This is a genomic window from Leptospira alstonii serovar Sichuan str. 79601 (assembly GCF_000347175.1).
GTDB classification, from domain to species: Bacteria; Spirochaetota; Leptospiria; order Leptospirales; family Leptospiraceae; genus Leptospira; species Leptospira alstonii.
In genome coordinates this window covers 1-16,336 of sequence record NZ_ANIK01000053.1, presented here as the reverse complement: position 1 = coordinate 16,336, position 16,336 = coordinate 1, and the positions used below count along the sequence as shown (strand labels likewise).

Genomic DNA, 16,336 nt, shown 5'->3' with positions numbered 1-16,336 from the left:
CGAAAAAGATACTAAGTTAGGAAAAACATCATGGTTCGTTTTTGTATTCTTCTTTTCATATTCCTTCAGGCTTGCTCACCCATACGAGGATTGTTCAACATCTCCGATCCCAAAACGAACAACTACTGGTGGATAACCATACTTCAAGGTAACGTCGGTTCCGCTTATCGTGAAAACTCGGAGACCTTGGACGAAAACGAAAATGCCTTAGTGGAAAACGTATTTCCTGAAAACTTAGACGCCTTTAACGAAAATGTCGACGCGTTAGGTTGGACTTTGTTGGTAGGAGCGCCTAACGCAAATACTGTGGATTCAAGGCTCGCGATCGATACGAACGGATTTATCTACCTCGCAGGAAGTACCGACGGCGGAGTTTATAACGAGGATCCCATCGGAGTCCGGGATATCATTCTCGGAAAATACGATTCTCGAAAGAATGTAATCTGGACGAAACAAGTCGGAGTCCCGGGCGTAAATTTGAGTGTTGTGGATGTTGGAGTGGACGAGATAGGAAACGTCTACATAGCCGGCAACACAACGGGTAATTTTGCACAGGAGCTTAGGAGCGGAAGAGACCTATTCGTGATTAAATTCGATCCTAACGGAAGAGAAGTCTGGAGAAGACAAACGGGGCCTATAGGGGAAAGATATTCCGTTTCTCCCGAAAAGATTTTCGTAGATCCGAACGGAACTTCTTATATCGTCGGAATGTCGAACGGACCTTTCGGTGGCCTAACTCCGGGTAGAAACGGATTTCTTTTCAAGATCGACGAGTTCGGAACCGAGCGTTGGAGAATACAGATTTCAATTCCCGGCGCCGAAATCTTTCCGGAGGGAGTCGTGGTTGCACACGATACGGGCGATGTATTTGTGACCGGTTCCGGAAACGCAAACTTTGAAAACGATACGACTCCGGGTGCGGGAAACGAAGACCTGTTCATTCTTAAATACAATAGAGCCGGAAGAAAACAATTCTTCGCACAACTTGGTAATGCATTAAACACTACGGAAGGAACCTCCGTAACTTTGGATACGTTCGGAAACCTTTTTGTCGGCGGTAAGAGCAACGCAAATTTCGATCCAGGAGGAGCAAGCGGAACGAGTTCTCGCGGAACCTTAGTTAAATACGATTCTTCCGGTGTTAGACAATGGATCCGACAACTGGGTCCGATCGACGGTCGTAGAAATACTAAAATCACCGCGATCACAACCGATGCGTTAGGAAACGTTTATGCGACCGGTAGGACCGACGGTAACGTAATGGACGGAAGCGAGAATTCGATCGGATTCGAGGACGCCTTTTTAACCAAATACGATTCTTTTGGAAATAGGGAATGGGCCCGACAAATGGGAAGCACGTTGGGAACCGGAATCCGACAAGACCCTCAAGGAAATTTTTATTGGGCTGGATTGACCAATACTAGTCTAAACGAAATTCAACCGGCCGGACTTCCCGACCTATTCCTTCTGAAATTCAGATAACGCTAGTATGATTTTTTAGGAACTCTCACACTTTGTTTATTGGAGTTGTTGAAAAATTCCATAGCTCAGATTAACAAAACTGCTTCCATCGTCCATTTCAATGAAACGGAAACGGATGAAAATTAATTTTTCAACAATTCATAATATCAAACCGCACGGGATTGTCCGTTCTAATGAAACAAAATGTGATCTAAAATTTTTTTCAACAACTCCATTCAAATCGAATTTAGAGTTGGATCGAAATGTCTTTGATGAAAATTAGAACAAACTCATTCCCGAAGTTTCGGAATTTTCTCTAAGGAAAATTTTTCCTCAAAGCTTCCTTGGAAAGGTTTCCATCCCAATCCATTTGAAGCAGAAGCGCGTCGATGTACTGAGCCGGTTTTTTCTTCGTGTAAGAAAGGATCACGTAACCTTTGTCGTTCTTTAGGATTTTACGCGCCATATAAAGTCTTTGTGAATGTTTCTTTTCCCAGATTTTTTTTCCGTTGGAATCGAACTTAACGACAGTCATCGGACCTTCTCCGTCGGAAAGAACTCCGAAAAATCCCAGATCCGGGGATTGGATGATCGGGCCCATAAAATTATGACCGCCTAATCGTTGTTTGGTTTCCCAGATCGTCTCGCCCTTCGGAGAAAATTTCAAAAGCCAAACCGCTTGGTTGTTCGGCCCGGAAATTCCCCCGGACAAAAGTAAATTCCCGTCGGAAAGTTTAAGGATAGAGACCGCCAAATCCTCCGCGTTAGGAGTTCCTAATCTTTTTTTCCAGAGTTGTTTTCCGTCTGAATCATACCGATGAACGATTAAATCCCTTTGAAATTCTTTTCCGGACACGTTATCCGTGCTTACCGCAAAAATGATCCCTTCTTCGTAAGCGACGGTTGCGCTCGGAGCAAATTCCAAATCCGGAATATACTTTGAACTTTTAACGGAACCGTCCTTACCAAAAAGCGTGTAAAAGAATCCGGTCTTAATTCCGTCGACGATAATCGTAGTGTTACCTTGTTTTTCGGTCGTTTCCAACCTATGAGAAACCGAAACGAGTCCTCTGAATTTTTCATTGGAGAGTTCTTGAATGTGAAATAGATGCGGGTCTTCAAATCCGCAAAAGTCGTCGCAAATCTCTTTCGCTTCTATGATCCGATCGGCTACGAGTTCGCCTTGTCCGTCATACTTCGAAAAGACGATCTTTCGATTGTAAGTTCCGCTTCCGATCGAACCCGCGGCGATAAAACCTCCGTCTTGAACGGCGAGAAGATTTTCCCCTCGAATGCTATCGTGGTTGTGAACGTTGATCGTATAACCTCCCATGTCCACGGGTTTACTCGTAAAAAGATATTTCCACCAAACCGGATTTCCGGAAGAATCGATCTTCGCGGACCAAGCCGCGCCGTATTTCTTTTGTTCGACTTTGGCGTTCGTATCTTGTTTCGCGCAATCGTTCGAAGAACCGACTACGACGTAACTTTCATCCTTCAAAGAAACGACCCCCGAAGGAAGTTCTTCGGGACATTCGTTCGGTTTTAATCCGTTGTATTGCTCTCCTCCGAAAATCGTCTGCCAAAGGGAATTATTTTGCGCAAAAACGGAGCTACCGCAAATCAGAAGAATGAGAAAAACGAATATGCGTTTCATTAACGGTTCCTTGTGAAAAAGAAAGTTTCGGGAGGATTGACGAATTGTAAAGAATATTTAGAGCGAGATCAAAACGGGTTTCGGAAAACTTTCTTCGCTCGCATCCGTGGATATGAAAAAAACGAATTTCCGACTTACTTCCGATTCCATACGACCTCTGGATTCTGTGATTCGACCCGCGAGGGATCGATGCGGGGTCAAGTTATTGCTTTATAAAAATTGAATTTACGGTTCCTTACAATTCTTTGCAATAACTTGATCACCGTGACTCGACCCATAGGGAGAGGCACTGAGTTCTCGGAGAGCCCGGCCCGTGCAAGAACGATCCGATCGCTCTTTACAAATCGTGATACGCGGGCGCGGCCGAGCGAATTTCGTTGTCGTAATTTTTATCTGCCGTATTTTGCTAAAATCTTAGCTTCACCGATTTTAAGTTGATTGATGTAAAAACCGATCAAAGCTCCGGAAGAATTCTGATCCGCAGGAATCTTATCCTTGAGCGCATAAACGGTAAAGTAATAACGATGCGGTTTGTGGCCTTGAGGAGGGCAAGGACCGCCGTAACCGGAAGCGCCGAAGTCGGTTCTACTTTGAATCGCTTCTTTAGGAAGAAGATTTTTTTCCAAGTTTCCGGCGTTTGCAGGAAGAGAAGTTGTGGTTGCCGGAAGATTAAAAACCACCCAATGCCACCAACCGCTTCCGGTCGGAGCGTCCGGATCGTAAACCGTCAACGCGATACTTTTGGTGTCTTTCGGAAGGCCGGTCCAAGATAACGAGGGAGAAACGTTGCCACCGGAACATCCGAAACCGTTAAACACTTGTTCGTTGGCGATCAGTTTACCCGATGTCAGTTCGGGGCTTTTCAATTCAAACGATTCCGCTTGAAGTAAAGTAACACTGAGCAAAAACACGCATACAAAACCTTTGATTTTCATGAACAAATTTCTCCTATGGAAATGTGGAATTCATAGTCCGATAAAAATCAAGAGGATGCAAGGATAGTTTTTTTAAAAAAAACTCCGGAATCGTAAGGATTTTTTACGATTTCGGGGAAGTTGAAGGATTTTGAATATGAAAAAAACGTAAGCTTTCGGATTCGATATTCCGGATCGGAAACCCTTGAAAATACCGGTCGAAATATTGAACGTGGAATGATTCAAAATTCGCTATTTAAGAACCTGCATCTTTGATGCGATGCAAACGAATTTGGAAAAAAGAAAATTGAAATAATTCGAACGGACAAAAAGTTGTTTCGGTTTAGAGTGATTTTTTTAATTTTTTAGGAGTGATTTATGTTTATAGAATTTTATGGAATTCGTCCTTTACCCGTGGTTTTGGCAACGGTCGCTTCCTTTATCGTGGGTATGATCTGGTACACCACATTGGGTAAGTTGTGGATGAAACTTCAGGACGTTCAGGAGAAGGATTTGAATAAAGGTCACGCGGGGTTTGTCTATTTTGCGGCCATTGCAATTTCCTTCGTCCAGTTTTCGGCTTTGGATTGGATCTTAGGGAAAATGGATTATCGATCCACGGGAACATCCGCTTTGATCGGCGGAATTCTCGCGTTTTTCTTTTTGGTCCTTGACGATGTTTCAAGAAATTTATGGGAGCCCAAGGGAAAATCATTCCGATTTATCGCCTTGAATGCCGGCAATACTTTGTTGAGTTTCATCATCGGAGGTTGTGTTCTCGGAATCGGTTAACGTGTATCTCGCTTTTGGTTTTTATGTCGGGGAATCGTAAGAAGCGAGGGATTCGACTTTTTATCTTCGGTTTAAAACAGAATAAACGGATCGATACGAGGTTTGAAGATTTTTTGATTCTTTTATTTTCTGCGGAAAATCGTTTCCGGATGACAGATCCGATTTCCGCAGAAACAAAACAACTACGGAGCGGATAATTAAAGTTTTAACTTCTTTTTGATCAGATCCAAAAAGTCGGCAACGAACTCGTCTCCCCTGCGATTCTTATCCGCGTATTCGAAAGCTTCTTTTGTGGAATCTTCCAGCTTTTCGCTTTTTGTGGTGATATTCAAAAGAGAAGCCAAAGAAGCATAAACGATATCTCCGTTTTCGGAGGAGATGATTTTGTTTTTCAGAGCGATCGTCGCATCACCGGGTTCCGCAATTTTTCCTAAAGCGATCGCAGCAGCCGTCGCGACTTTAGGTTCGTTATTACGGTTGAGAAGATGGATCAGCTCCGGAATTGCGGACTTTTCCTTATTCTTTCCAAGAGCGATTGCGGACTCGTATTTTTCGGAATCGGAACCGGAAGAAAGAGCTTTGATATGTTCTTCGGTGGATTTTTCCGCAAGAAGCGCGCCGGATGTAAAAGAAACAACGAGCGCAAGAATGGTAAGAGAACGAAATTTCATGAGTGACTCCTTTCCCTCGGAAGAATCACGCGATGAAACGGAATCGTCAATCTAAAATTGCCGTCGATATCTTTGCCGGAGTTTTTCGATAGGATCGTTTTGAAAACGATTCTTTAGAAACAGACCGGTAAACGAGCTGCGAGAGATCGCGAAGGTGTTGCCATTTGCAGAAACCCGGTCAGAATGGCCCTAGGTTTCTAAAAAGAAAAATATGTCTGCAATTTCTTTCCGGCCTCATTCTCTCAAATCCTTTTTCCGCAAATGGAAAAAGGAACTGATTCCACCGAGAATTTTGGATAAATATCTATTCGGAGAATTCTTCAAGATCTTTATCGGAACCGTTATACTTCTGACCGGAATCATGCTCCTTTCTCTCGTAAACGACAACATGCGAAATTTTACGACTACAAAAGCTCCTAGATATCATGTGGCTCTTTTTTTAGTCTACAGTCTTCCCAAGATTATATCGACTACCGTCGTTTCGATGTCTCTGATGTTTTCGATCTGTTTTACGGTCGGTCAGTTTTCAGTGAACAAAGAACTCGTATCGATGATGGCTGCGGGAGTTTCCTTTTTTAGAATCGTGGCGCCGCTCATCTTATTCGGAATCCTAATGTGGATCGTGATGCTCTTCGCGACGGAGCTCATCGTAAGACCGGTCAACAAACTCGCCAAGATAGAACACGATACTCTCACCGAAGGAATGGGAACTCTCGCCAACAGCGTGTATCAATTTCACGTAAAAGGAAAAGAAGGATTTTATTATTTGTATTTTTACGATCCGGACAAGGACGAGATCAACGGCGGATTCAATTACATTCGACTTCGGCCGGACGGATCTCCGGAAACCGTAATTTCCTCCTTAAAGGCGAAGTACAACTACGAAACCAAACTCTGGAAGATGAAAACGGTGGAAGAATGGCATTTCGACAACGACCTAAAACTCAGTTCGCAGGAATCCTTTGTCGAAAAAGAATACGAACTTCCGGAAGATCCCGCCTACTTTAAGGTTCCTGCGGGTTCGGTGGAAGAGATGAATCTCTTCCAGTTGAAAGAAGAGGAAAAAAGAAGAATTCAAAAAGGACTTTCTTACGGAGACGTTCTCACCGAAAAACATTCCGTCTTTGCGTTGCCTATGATGACGATCATCGTAACGTTGATCGGAACGATTGCCGGTTATTTTACGAAAAAGACCGCGGGAGTCGCGTCTCTCGGAATCACAATCGGAGTGGTTTTGATTTATTATATATTCAATTCAGCCGGTAAATCCTTGGGAGAGAACGGAGTAATACCGCCATTCGTCGGAGTTTGGATTACACCCGGTTTGTTTTTGGGATTGTGTTTCTGGATGTTTCGTCGTATGAATCTTTAAGTCGTTATTTTTAAAACCGGTAGATTCCCAGTTCCTTACGAACCCGATCGAGAACGTCGGAGATCGTCTTTTGGGCTTTTTCTTTTCCCTTTTTCAAGGCTTGTTCCGCGTAGGATTTGTCGGCGCCGATTTTTTCCCGTTCTTTACGATAAGGCGCGAAGTAATCCAATGTATCCTGCAAAAGTTGTTTCTTAAGATCTCCGTATCCGGTTCCGGGAGTTAAAAACTTCCGTTTGAGGGTTTCCTTTCCCTTCGTATCCAAAAACAAGGAATGAATCGAATAAATATGACTTTTGGACGGATCCTTGGCTTCGTCTATACCCGCCGAGTCGGTCGTAATAGACATTATGGATTTCTTAAGTTCTTTTTCGGAATCGAAAAAGTTGATCGTGTTTCCGTAAGACTTGGACATTTTCTGTCCGTCCGTTCCTGGAACCAACGCGGTCGTTTCGTCGATTTCGGGCTCGGGAATCTTGAATACGGAGCCGACTTCCCGATTAAAACTCGATGCGATGTCTCTCGCGTATTCCAGATGTTGTTTTTGATCCTTACCGACGGGAACCCGATCGCTATCAAAACCTAAAATGTCCGCCGCCATCAATACCGGATAAAAGAAAAGCCCGCCGCCGGGATGAAAACCCTTTGCCACTTTATCCTTGTAAGAGTGCGCCAAACTCAATTGATTGACTGAAATTGAATGACTCAGATACCAAGCGAGTTCCGTTACTTCCGGAACGGAGGATTGAAGCCAAAACGTACATTGATCCGGATCGATTCCCAGAGCTAAAAAATCGCAGACTGCGTTAAAGGTGTTCTCGTTTTGTTTTTCTTTCGAGGAGAACGTGGTCAAAGAATGCAGATCCGCAACGAAACAAAAAAGGTCGGTTGAACTTTGGTATTCTTTGAGTTTTCGAATGACGGAGAAAAAATTTCCTAAGTGAAGTTTACCGGAGGGTTGGACTCCTGTGAGAATCCTCATGTTTCCTCCGTTCGTTTTGTATCGTAGGATTTACCGGCAAGTCTTTCGTATTCTTTCATCAACGATCCGAGTTCCGCATCTATTTTTTTATGCAAGGTCAACTTAGTGATCGTGGTTTTATCTTTATAGATCACGGCATAGTTGTAAAAAAGTTTCGCCATTTCCAAAAAGGCAAAATCCAAAGTCTTTCCGTTCAATCGATTTCCCGAAACGATCGTCGAGTCGCAGTAAGGAATAAATCGATGAAGAATTTTGATTTCTTCGATCACTTTCTCCTTGGAAATCAAAACTCTTTCGTTCAGTTTGCCCGAAGCCTCGTATTGTTTTGCGAGTAAATGGTTTTCGACAAGTATATTGATCTTCTCCGCGAATTTTCCCATAAAGGCAGCGGCGTCTCCGAGCAACTTCAAAAGATTCTGAGTGATCTGATCTTCCACTCCCACGGTCGAAGTCGTATGTTCGTTGTAAGTTGCGAAACTGTATTGAAAACTCGGATACTTTTTGTTGAACGCATCCAAAAGACGAAGCAGATTGTTAATTTGTTCGATATCGCTTTTAAAAAGACCGGGAAGCATAATGATCACGTCTTTACTCTGATTTTTAGAACCTACCTTTACGGTCCCCTCCAAAATCGAAGCGAACGAAGCTTGGAAATCCCTCAGCAATAAATACATCAGTTTATGAGGCGTTCCTTTAAACGAGGATTTGAGCGATGCGGATTGCATGTTTTCGGGAACGTGATTTTCAAAGTAGTCGTCTACGATCAGGTTCAGGAAGTCGAAATTCATCCTTCCCTTATCGTCGATTTTAAAATATCTCTCCCTTAGGTTTTGCAGTTCCTCCTTGCGGTTCAATCTCGTCTGGATGTCGTCCGCAAGACGAAGCAACGTAGTTTCCACTTCTTTGATGATATCGGGAGAACCTTGGAATTTGGTTTCATTGATCGGAGGAATATTGAGCTGCTGAACGATTTCGTCCCAAGTGATCATTCGTTTGGTTGCGACGATATGAAAGGCCCGGATCGAATCCGACATTTTAGGTTTTCCGTCTTCGAGGTTCAGACCGTAAGAAAGCCCCGTCATAATCTGCGGCATTTTCGGAACCAGCTTTTCGTCCTTACGGATAAGTTCGGGAACCTCCGTCATAACGATATCCTTACAATCCCCCCGACTCAAATGTCTTGCATAATAAAGTTCTAATTTAGTCGCGCGATTCAAAAAAATTTCGGGAGAGATCTGGTCGATAAATAAACTATCCAAAGATATGATGCTGTTTAGAAGTTTGTTGAAGTTTAGAACAACGTTATATACGAGTGGCTTCCAATATCTCCAACCCTGTTGTTCGCAAAATCGAAGCGCCTGGATCGTCGCGATGATCTGATCTTCTTTTAAAAATTTGAATAGGTTATGAACTCCGGGAGAAACCTGCAGTTTCCTTCCTAAAAAACCTACGTCGATCGTTCCCGATTCCCTTGCAAATTTATTGATCGCCGGATTTCCACCGAAGAGGTTCGCCAAAAATCCGATCCCGGCTTCGGATTTTCGAGCCGGTTTTGCGGCGGGTTTTGTAGGAGCGGAAGTTTTATCGGAACTTTTTTTGGATCTATCTTCTTCTTCCGGTTTTTTATTTTCTTCCTGTCTCTTTTTCTCGAACTCTTCGTCGACCTTTTTCATCAAATCGATACGAATGAAGATATCGTTCGATTTTTGAATGACTTCGTCGATCTGCTCCTGATGTTCGGGGCTTCTCTGTTTTCTATAGAGATCCGCGAATGTCTTATGGGCGTCGGTCCTTGAACTTCCAGGCAAGAGAGTTTATTCCTTTTCGTTTAGCGGATTTTCGACGATCTGTGCGCTGGAAGGAGCGCTAAAGTTGAACAAAGAAGCGGAAAGACCCACGTTTGTCTGTACGCCGGAAAAACTGATCGAAGTGTATTCCGCGCTTCCTCTACGTTTCATTCTTAAAGATTTGGGAGTGTTATCCGAGTTCATAGTCACTACGATTTCTTCGTATGCTTTGGTGGGCGATTTGAGCCGGATCGATCCACCGACTTGGGTTACTTCTTCATAACCGCCGAGCAAACCGAAAACTCCTCCGGAACTTCCGCGCAGATCCTGTTTTCCTACAATCGCCCTTGCGGGAGAATAAAACCAAAGAAATCTTCCGTTGGAAGATACGACCCTGCCGTCGGAAAATTTGACGTGTAAATAGTTCGGTTTCTTAAAGGAAAGTGTTCCCGATATTTCGTTGTTGATTGTTACACTCGCTCTTAGGCTGGAAATTTCACCCATTCTTCCTAAGAGAGCGCCGAGTCTGTCTCTTCCAGGATCCCCTGAAACAGAAATGCCGCAGACTAAGATCAGCCCTGCGGCACCCGGGAGGATTCTCCTGATTTTCAAAAATGCCATAGTTTCAAACTATGCGCGAAGGTTGATTATCCAAGTACTTTTTTGAATAAAAACTCATGCTCAACTCCCTCTAATGCAATTTCGCTCTCTACGGATCGCGAAATTCTCAATTCTGAGAATAACCAAAAATTACCCTCCGCTATTTTTGGTTTATTTCGCTCTCTACGGATCGCGAAATAGGTCGTTTCGCAGGTTGATTATCCAAGTACTTTTTTGAACTCGGCGGTCACCGCAGGAACAACCTCGAACAGGTCGCCTACGATTCCGTAAGTTGCAACCTTGAAGATCGGAGCGTCTCCGTCTTTGTTGATCGCAACGATATATTTGGAAGATCCCATACCCGCTAAGTGCTGAATCGCGCCGGAAATTCCGCAAGCGATGTAACAATTTGGAGAAACGGTTTTACCGGTTTGTCCGACTTGGTGAGAGTGAGAAATCCAACCTGCGTCCACGGCCGCACGAGATGCACCGAGAGCCGCTCCGAGCGTGTCTGCAAGTTCTTGCAAGATAGGCCAGTTTTCAGGTCCTTTGATACCGCGACCGCCGGATACGATGATCGAAGCTTCCGTCAACTGAACCTTAGAACCGCCGCTCAAGTCCGTAGAAACGATTTTTACTTTTGCGTCGCCAGCAGCCGGAGAAGCGGCTTCCACAGCGCCCGCACCCGCTTTTTGAGTGATCTCTTGAGAGTTCGGGCGAACGGTAAAAACTTGAATCGCGCTTGTAACTTTAAAATTTGCGTAAGCCTTTCCGGAATAAATCGGTTTTTTCGCTACGACCTTTCCTCCGTCCACGGAAAATCCGACTACGTCTGCGATGATTCCCGCTCCGACCTTTACGGCCACACGAGGAGAATAGTCTTTTCCTTGAGAAGTATGCGGAAGAAGGACTACCGCAGGGTTTTGCGCCTTGATCACTTCTGCAACTTGATTGGAATAGGTTTCGGCGTTGTATTCGCCGGAGTTCACGGTGATGATGGAATCCGCTCCGACGGCGGCCAATTCAGGAGCGTGTTTTTCAACGCCGCTTCCGATCAACAGGGCTATAACTTTTCCCCCGATAGAATCGGCGATCTTTCTTCCTGCCGATGTGATTTCCCTGGAGATTTTTTTTAGTTCTCCGTCTTTCAATTCGCCAACAATTAATACGTTGCTCACTGGTGTTCTCCTTATATAACCTTAGCTTCTTCTCTGAGAGCTTTTACGAGTTGAGCTGCATAAGCATTCGCATCTGCGGCTTCCAGTTTTCTACCGGGAATTCTTGGCGGAGGAGGTTCCAGTCCTACAACTTCGATTTTGCTAGCAGGGTTTCCGAGATCCGCGGTGGATTTCGTTTCCACAGGCTTTTTCTTAGCGGTCATAATTCCTTTGAGAGAAGGGTAACGAGGTTCGTTCAATCCTTTTTGTGCGGTAAGGGCGACCGGAGTGGAAGTTTCAACGGTTTGAGTTCCACCTTCCACTTCTTTTGTGGCCTTTACGGCGGTTCCGTTGATTTCAAGGTTAACGGCAAATGCGATGTGAGGAATTCCGAGGAGTTCCGCAACTTGAACCACAACTTGAGAAGAATCCGTATCGATGGATTGTCTTCCTCCGATGATTACGTCCGCGTTCTCCGCTTTCGCAAAGTTCGCGATCAGTTCCGCAGTATTGTTTGTGTCGAAAGGAACGTAATTATCCACTTTGATGTGAACCGCACGATCGGCTCCCATAGCGTAAGCGGTTCTAAGAGCATCTACGACTCTGTCCGGTCCGAGCGAAACGGCGATTACTTCGCCGCTGTGTTTTTCACGCAGTCTGATCCCTTCTTCGATAGCAAATTCATCATAGGGAGAGATAATCCATTTGACTCCGGCTTCGTTGATGGATTTATCCCCTACTTTAATACTGGTTTCGGTGTCAGGTACCTGTTTCACTAATACGATGATTTTCATTAAATGGGTACTCCAAAAAAAAATTAGTGCTGTTAAACACAAAAATCTTGCGTCTATGTCGTGCAAACCACTTTTTTAAACAGGTCCGATCTAAGCGGTTTCATCGGTCGAAAGAAGATATTTCAACCAGTAATAAGTCCAAACCATAAATCCGATTACGATCAAAACGTTCGCGTCCGTCTTTAGAAAAAAAGTCAGCCCCCAAAATAAGGGTAAAAGCATCCAAGTGCAAAGAGACAGAAGTAGAAAGACGGATTCTTTTTGAAAAGGAGAATGAAGAGCGTCCTGAAACTTCAAACGAAAAACGGACGGTTTAAAAACGGTAAATTTACTTTCTTTTGAAGATTGGTTCGGAAAAGAATCCGCGCCTTTTGAATCTTTTTGTAAAAGAGCATTCGATTTTTGAGATAAGCCGTAAGATAGAAAGAAAAAAAGCCCACAAAGGATTGTCAAAATCAGAGCGTAGATCATAAGATAGTTTTTGGAAAACAAAGATTCTCTGTCGAGCTGTTTTAGTCTTGGGAAAGAGGATATTAGAGAAGAGGACAACATGAGAGCTGTACTTGAAAAACCGAATGATTTATTCAACCCGACGGAGAACCACCTCGCGCTTAGGGAAAACGTCGCAAAATTTGCAAAAGAGAATATGGATCTACAAGCGAAGGAACACGACGACCACGAAACCTTCAACCTCGCGCTCTTTCGAAGAATCGGTTCCGAACTCGGACTTTACGGAGTTACGGTTCCGGAAGAAGACGGAGGAATGGGAATGGACGCGGTTGCCGCGGTCATCATCCACGAAGAAATGTCCGCATACGATCCGGGATTTATGCTCTCGTATTTGGCGCACGAAGTGTTGTTCGTAAATAATTTCTATCATAGTTCCAGTCCCGTACAAAGATCAAAGTATCTTTCGAAAGTGATTTCGGGAGAATGGATCGGCGGAATGGGAATGACCGAACCCGGAGCGGGAACGGACGTTCTTGGAATGAGAACCCTCGCCGTGAAAAAAGGCGACAAATACGTGTTAAACGGTTCCAAGCAGTACATCACGAACGGAAACACGGGAAGCGTATTCTTAGTATATGCAAAAATGAGCAAGGACTCTAAAAAGCCGACCTCCTTTCTCGTAGAGAGTTCCTTTCCCGGTTTTAGCGTGGGTAAAAAAGAAGAGAAGATGGGAATGCGTTCGTCCCCGACGACTCAGCTTATATTCGAAGATTGTGAAGTTCCGGCGGAGAATTTAATCGGACAAGAAGACGGGGCGCTAGTCCACATGATGAGAAACTTGGAGATCGAAAGAGTCACTCTTGCGGCTCAGTCTTTGGGAATCGCAAAACGTTGTGTGGATATCATGGCGGATTATACGATTCGTCATAGAGAAGCGTTTGGAAAGAAACTCGCCGAGTTCGGACAAATCCAAAGGCTCTTAGCGGAATCTTATGCGGACTATCAGGCTGCGCGCGCGCTTGTGTATCAGGTTGCGAGCGGAATCAATCCTGAAAGCAGAAATTCTCTCGGAGCCGCTTCCGCAAAACTAGTGGCGACTCAGATGGCGGAACGAGTGTCTCGGAATGCGATCCAAGCCCTGGGCGGTTACGGATATTGCAGAGAATATCCCGTGGAAAGATTGCATAGAGATTCGATTCTTCTTTCCATCGGAGGAGGAACCAACGAGGCGATGCAGAAAAATATCGTAGCCGACTTGAAAAAGATCTACGAAGGAACTCCTTGAGTCGAAAGAACATTCAACTTACGGAAAAACTGGAAGAATACATCTTCCGGAATTCAGTAAGAGAGCCGGACTCTTTTCGAAGGTTAAGGGAAGAGACCGGCAAGTTGGCTCAAGCCAATATGCAAATTAGCCCGGAAGAAGGGCAGTTTCTCAACATTCTCACCAAACTTAGCGGCGCCAAAAGAATCCTAGAGATCGGAACATTTACGGGATATTCTTCCCTTTGTTTTGCCTCTGCTCTTCCGTCGGACGGAAAAATTCTTTGTTGTGATATCAGCGAGGAATGGACCAGGATTGCGCGTAAATACTGGAAGGAAAACGACCTTGAACCTAAGATCCGTTTGAAGATCGGATCTGCATTAGAAACCTTGCAAGTACTTTTAGATTCAAAATCTTCGCCGGATTGGGCGCCGGGGTTTGGTTGCGGACCGGGTTCTGTCGATTTGGTTTTTTTAGACGCGGATAAGGAAAATTATCCCAACTATTATCCTTTGATCTTAAAACTTCTCAAACCCGGTGGGCTTTTGATTGCGGATAACGTTCTTTGGGACGGAAGTGTGGCCGATTCGACTCACCAAGAAACTTCCACCGTAGGGATTCGAACATTCAACGAACTCGTTCGTAACGATCCAAACGTAGACATCAGCATGATTCCGATTGCGGACGGAGTTTCTTTGGTGAGAAAAAGTAATCGTAATCGATTTCAAAAATCCGTCAACGATCCTTCCCTCGTTTGATATCGAAAACGAGGGAAGGATCATTTTTTTTAGTTACAAGCGTTTGGAGCCACACCTCCGCCCGCGTAGTAAATGAGAGTTGCATTGCTATAATTTCTTATATCCAAGCCGTCGCTATGAGTCAAAGAGATTGTAGGCGCAAAGTGATCCCAATAGTTATTCATCGCGTATTGATCTTTGGCAAGACTACCTCCTCCTATCTCTACATCCTCGTATGTGTTGCAGGAAAAGGTATTGTTTCCTACGCTTCCGGTCGATCCCTGTCCTAAATCAAGTCCCGTTGTAGTGGCGACACCTACGAAATTTTGAGAAATGAAATTGTTCTCTACTTTGGTATCGGAAGTTCTAAGGCCGTAATCGGCGATTCCCCAATAGTTAGAAGTGATTTGATTTCCCGAGATAATATCGCTGCCAACAGTCGTTACGGTAAAATTTTCGTAATAGATACCAGCTCCCGAGGGAATTTCAGTGATCGTATTATTCTTAATCTTTATGGATACGAAGTTTTGCATGGAAATCCCTCTTGTAAAATAACCGCCGGGGCTCATCGGGTTCGGATTGGTGATTTTAAATCCGGCAATTTGAGAATTGTTTTTCGGGATAAGCGCGGTATTCCAAGAAGTGTGATAAATATCGAATCCTCCTCCTTTGATCCAAGTAGGTCCTGTTTTTGGCGTGGTTCCAGGCGGCCCCGCGTAAAGGGAAGAAGAACCTCCGACTAAACCCTTTCCGTTGATATCTCCGTATACGTTCACTCCATCCGGAATATAAATGGGAAACGTTTCCCCCACGGACGTGTCGTAAGTTCCGGGCGCAACATAAATCACTTTCGTGCCGTCGGCTTTGGAGGCTAAAATCGCCTTTGTGATCGTGCGGTAGGGTGCGGATTTAGTACCCGCATTGGAGTCGCTTCCGGAAATGGAATCCACATAATGTATAGGTATATCAATAATCACCAGTTCCGAAGAGTTCCGTTCCTGGTGAGTAAGGGTCACCGGCTGGTTATTGACGATTCCCAAAAGTAATTGGGAAGAGTTGTTGTTTCCACCGTTTTCCGACGCACAGCCGACTAACGTCAACACAACGAAAAAAATACTTAAAAATTGTTTCATCTTCATTCTCCTTGTTTCAAGAGTTTGGAACTCTACAACAAAGCAGAAATTTTGTCAAGCTTCGAGCCATATAATCATTTTTATTTCAAAAATTTAACATAGATGATAAATTAAATATTAGCGAAATCAAAATCCAAAAAAAGAATTTCTAAAACTTCAGGCGGAGGCGTTTGGTTCGTAATAACATAATTATGCGAAGAAAAGGATAACGTTCGGTTGAACGACGACTATCGCATTCAAGTTACAAATCCGTAAAATGCGGGAACTACCACGTTTTTAAACGAACGATGAAATCCAGATCTCTTCCGTGCCATAATGGATAAAACGGAAAAATTTTAATCCTGACATCTGATTCCTATCCACTGATCCCTAATAAGCGGGAACTACCGCAAATTCCCTTTCCGGTTTTGGGACAGACTCCTGATATGGCGCACCCAACCGAGCCGTAAATATTTTTTCGCATTTTTATCATCAAATAGTTTAACTCGTTAGAGAAAAGCATTCGCGACGATTGATCAGACTGATATTCGCGGGTTGGATACCGCAGGATAATCTATACATCGGGAGC

At 44.2% G+C, this 16,336-nt stretch carries 15 protein-coding genes; 5 read left to right on the top strand and 10 right to left on the bottom strand.

What is annotated here, in order from left to right; translation table 11 throughout:
• The first annotated feature begins 30 nt into the window (after positions 1-30).
• Positions 31-1,482, top strand: a complete 1,452-nt coding sequence (locus LEP1GSC194_RS11585; RefSeq protein WP_020773786.1) for an SBBP repeat beta-propeller lipoprotein, LipL53 family — start codon at positions 31-33, stop codon at positions 1,480-1,482.
• A gap of 295 nt (positions 1,483-1,777) precedes the next feature.
• Here the strand turns inward: LEP1GSC194_RS11585 and LEP1GSC194_RS11580 are convergent, their stop codons facing one another.
• Together LEP1GSC194_RS11580 and LEP1GSC194_RS11575 are read right to left on the bottom strand one after the other, a co-directional pair.
• Positions 1,778-3,118 carry a PQQ-binding-like beta-propeller repeat protein gene (locus LEP1GSC194_RS11580; RefSeq protein ID WP_020773757.1) on the bottom strand — a complete coding sequence of 447 codons (1,341 nt, stop codon included), beginning with the start codon at positions 3,116-3,118 and terminating at the stop codon, positions 1,778-1,780.
• A gap of 389 nt (positions 3,119-3,507) precedes the next feature.
• Entirely contained in the window at positions 3,508-4,053 is a 546-nt protein-coding gene (locus LEP1GSC194_RS11575) for a YbhB/YbcL family Raf kinase inhibitor-like protein (RefSeq protein ID WP_020773760.1), read from the bottom strand.
• Positions 4,054-4,410: 357 nt separating this feature from the next.
• Between LEP1GSC194_RS11575 and LEP1GSC194_RS20865 the strand changes: the two genes are divergently transcribed.
• Positions 4,411-4,824, top strand: a complete 414-nt coding sequence (locus LEP1GSC194_RS20865) for a DUF1761 domain-containing protein (RefSeq protein ID WP_020773763.1) — start codon at positions 4,411-4,413, stop codon at positions 4,822-4,824.
• A gap of 197 nt (positions 4,825-5,021) precedes the next feature.
• Here LEP1GSC194_RS20865 and LEP1GSC194_RS11565 read toward each other — a convergent pair whose 3' ends face one another.
• A complete protein-coding gene (locus tag LEP1GSC194_RS11565; protein ID WP_017808775.1) occupies positions 5,022-5,495 on the bottom strand; it encodes a HEAT repeat domain-containing protein in 474 nt (157 codons plus the stop codon).
• A gap of 211 nt (positions 5,496-5,706) precedes the next feature.
• Between LEP1GSC194_RS11565 and LEP1GSC194_RS11560 the strand changes: the two genes are divergently transcribed.
• Positions 5,707-6,867 carry an LptF/LptG family permease gene (locus LEP1GSC194_RS11560; RefSeq protein WP_020773785.1) on the top strand — a complete coding sequence of 387 codons (1,161 nt, stop codon included), beginning with the start codon at positions 5,707-5,709 and terminating at the stop codon, positions 6,865-6,867.
• A gap of 10 nt (positions 6,868-6,877) precedes the next feature.
• On the opposite strand, the gene trpS is transcribed toward LEP1GSC194_RS11560, so the two are convergent.
• The 6 genes from trpS to LEP1GSC194_RS11530 form a co-directional block, all read right to left on the bottom strand.
• Positions 6,878-7,846, bottom strand: a complete 969-nt coding sequence (gene trpS / locus LEP1GSC194_RS11555; RefSeq protein WP_020773765.1) for a tryptophan--tRNA ligase — start codon at positions 7,844-7,846, stop codon at positions 6,878-6,880.
• On the bottom strand, positions 7,843-9,654 hold the full coding sequence (locus tag LEP1GSC194_RS11550; protein WP_020773770.1) for a hypothetical protein: 1,812 nt from the start codon (positions 9,652-9,654) through the stop codon (positions 7,843-7,845). The genes trpS and LEP1GSC194_RS11550 overlap by 4 nt, the downstream gene beginning before the upstream one ends.
• A 6-nt stretch (positions 9,655-9,660) precedes the next feature.
• Positions 9,661-10,254, bottom strand: a complete 594-nt coding sequence (locus LEP1GSC194_RS11545; RefSeq protein ID WP_020773774.1) for a LolA family protein — start codon at positions 10,252-10,254, stop codon at positions 9,661-9,663.
• A gap of 197 nt (positions 10,255-10,451) precedes the next feature.
• On the bottom strand, positions 10,452-11,411 hold the full coding sequence (locus LEP1GSC194_RS11540) for an electron transfer flavoprotein subunit alpha/FixB family protein (protein WP_020773773.1): 960 nt from the start codon (positions 11,409-11,411) through the stop codon (positions 10,452-10,454).
• Between the two features lie 11 nt (positions 11,412-11,422).
• Entirely contained in the window at positions 11,423-12,184 is a 762-nt protein-coding gene (locus LEP1GSC194_RS11535) for an electron transfer flavoprotein subunit beta/FixA family protein (RefSeq protein WP_020773769.1), read from the bottom strand.
• Positions 12,185-12,274: 90 nt separating this feature from the next.
• Complete coding sequence (locus LEP1GSC194_RS11530; protein ID WP_020773772.1) at positions 12,275-12,655, bottom strand: LIC10362 family protein; 381 nt, start codon at positions 12,653-12,655, stop codon at positions 12,275-12,277.
• A gap of 79 nt (positions 12,656-12,734) precedes the next feature.
• Here LEP1GSC194_RS11530 and LEP1GSC194_RS11525 point away from each other — a divergent pair, with 79 nt between their 5' ends.
• Both LEP1GSC194_RS11525 and LEP1GSC194_RS11520 read left to right on the top strand, forming a co-directional pair.
• Positions 12,735-13,919 (top strand): acyl-CoA dehydrogenase family protein, encoded by a 1,185-nt coding sequence (locus tag LEP1GSC194_RS11525; protein WP_020773767.1) that lies wholly within the window; start codon positions 12,735-12,737, stop codon positions 13,917-13,919.
• Positions 13,916-14,656, top strand: a complete 741-nt coding sequence (locus tag LEP1GSC194_RS11520; RefSeq protein WP_020773787.1) for an O-methyltransferase — start codon at positions 13,916-13,918, stop codon at positions 14,654-14,656. The genes LEP1GSC194_RS11525 and LEP1GSC194_RS11520 overlap by 4 nt, the downstream gene beginning before the upstream one ends.
• A 29-nt stretch (positions 14,657-14,685) precedes the next feature.
• Here LEP1GSC194_RS11520 and LEP1GSC194_RS11515 read toward each other — a convergent pair whose 3' ends face one another.
• Positions 14,686-15,768: an LIC10774 family surface protein gene (locus LEP1GSC194_RS11515; protein WP_020773775.1), complete on the bottom strand. Its 1,083-nt coding sequence runs from the start codon at positions 15,766-15,768 to the stop codon at positions 14,686-14,688.
• Positions 15,769-16,336: the final 568 nt, after the last annotated feature.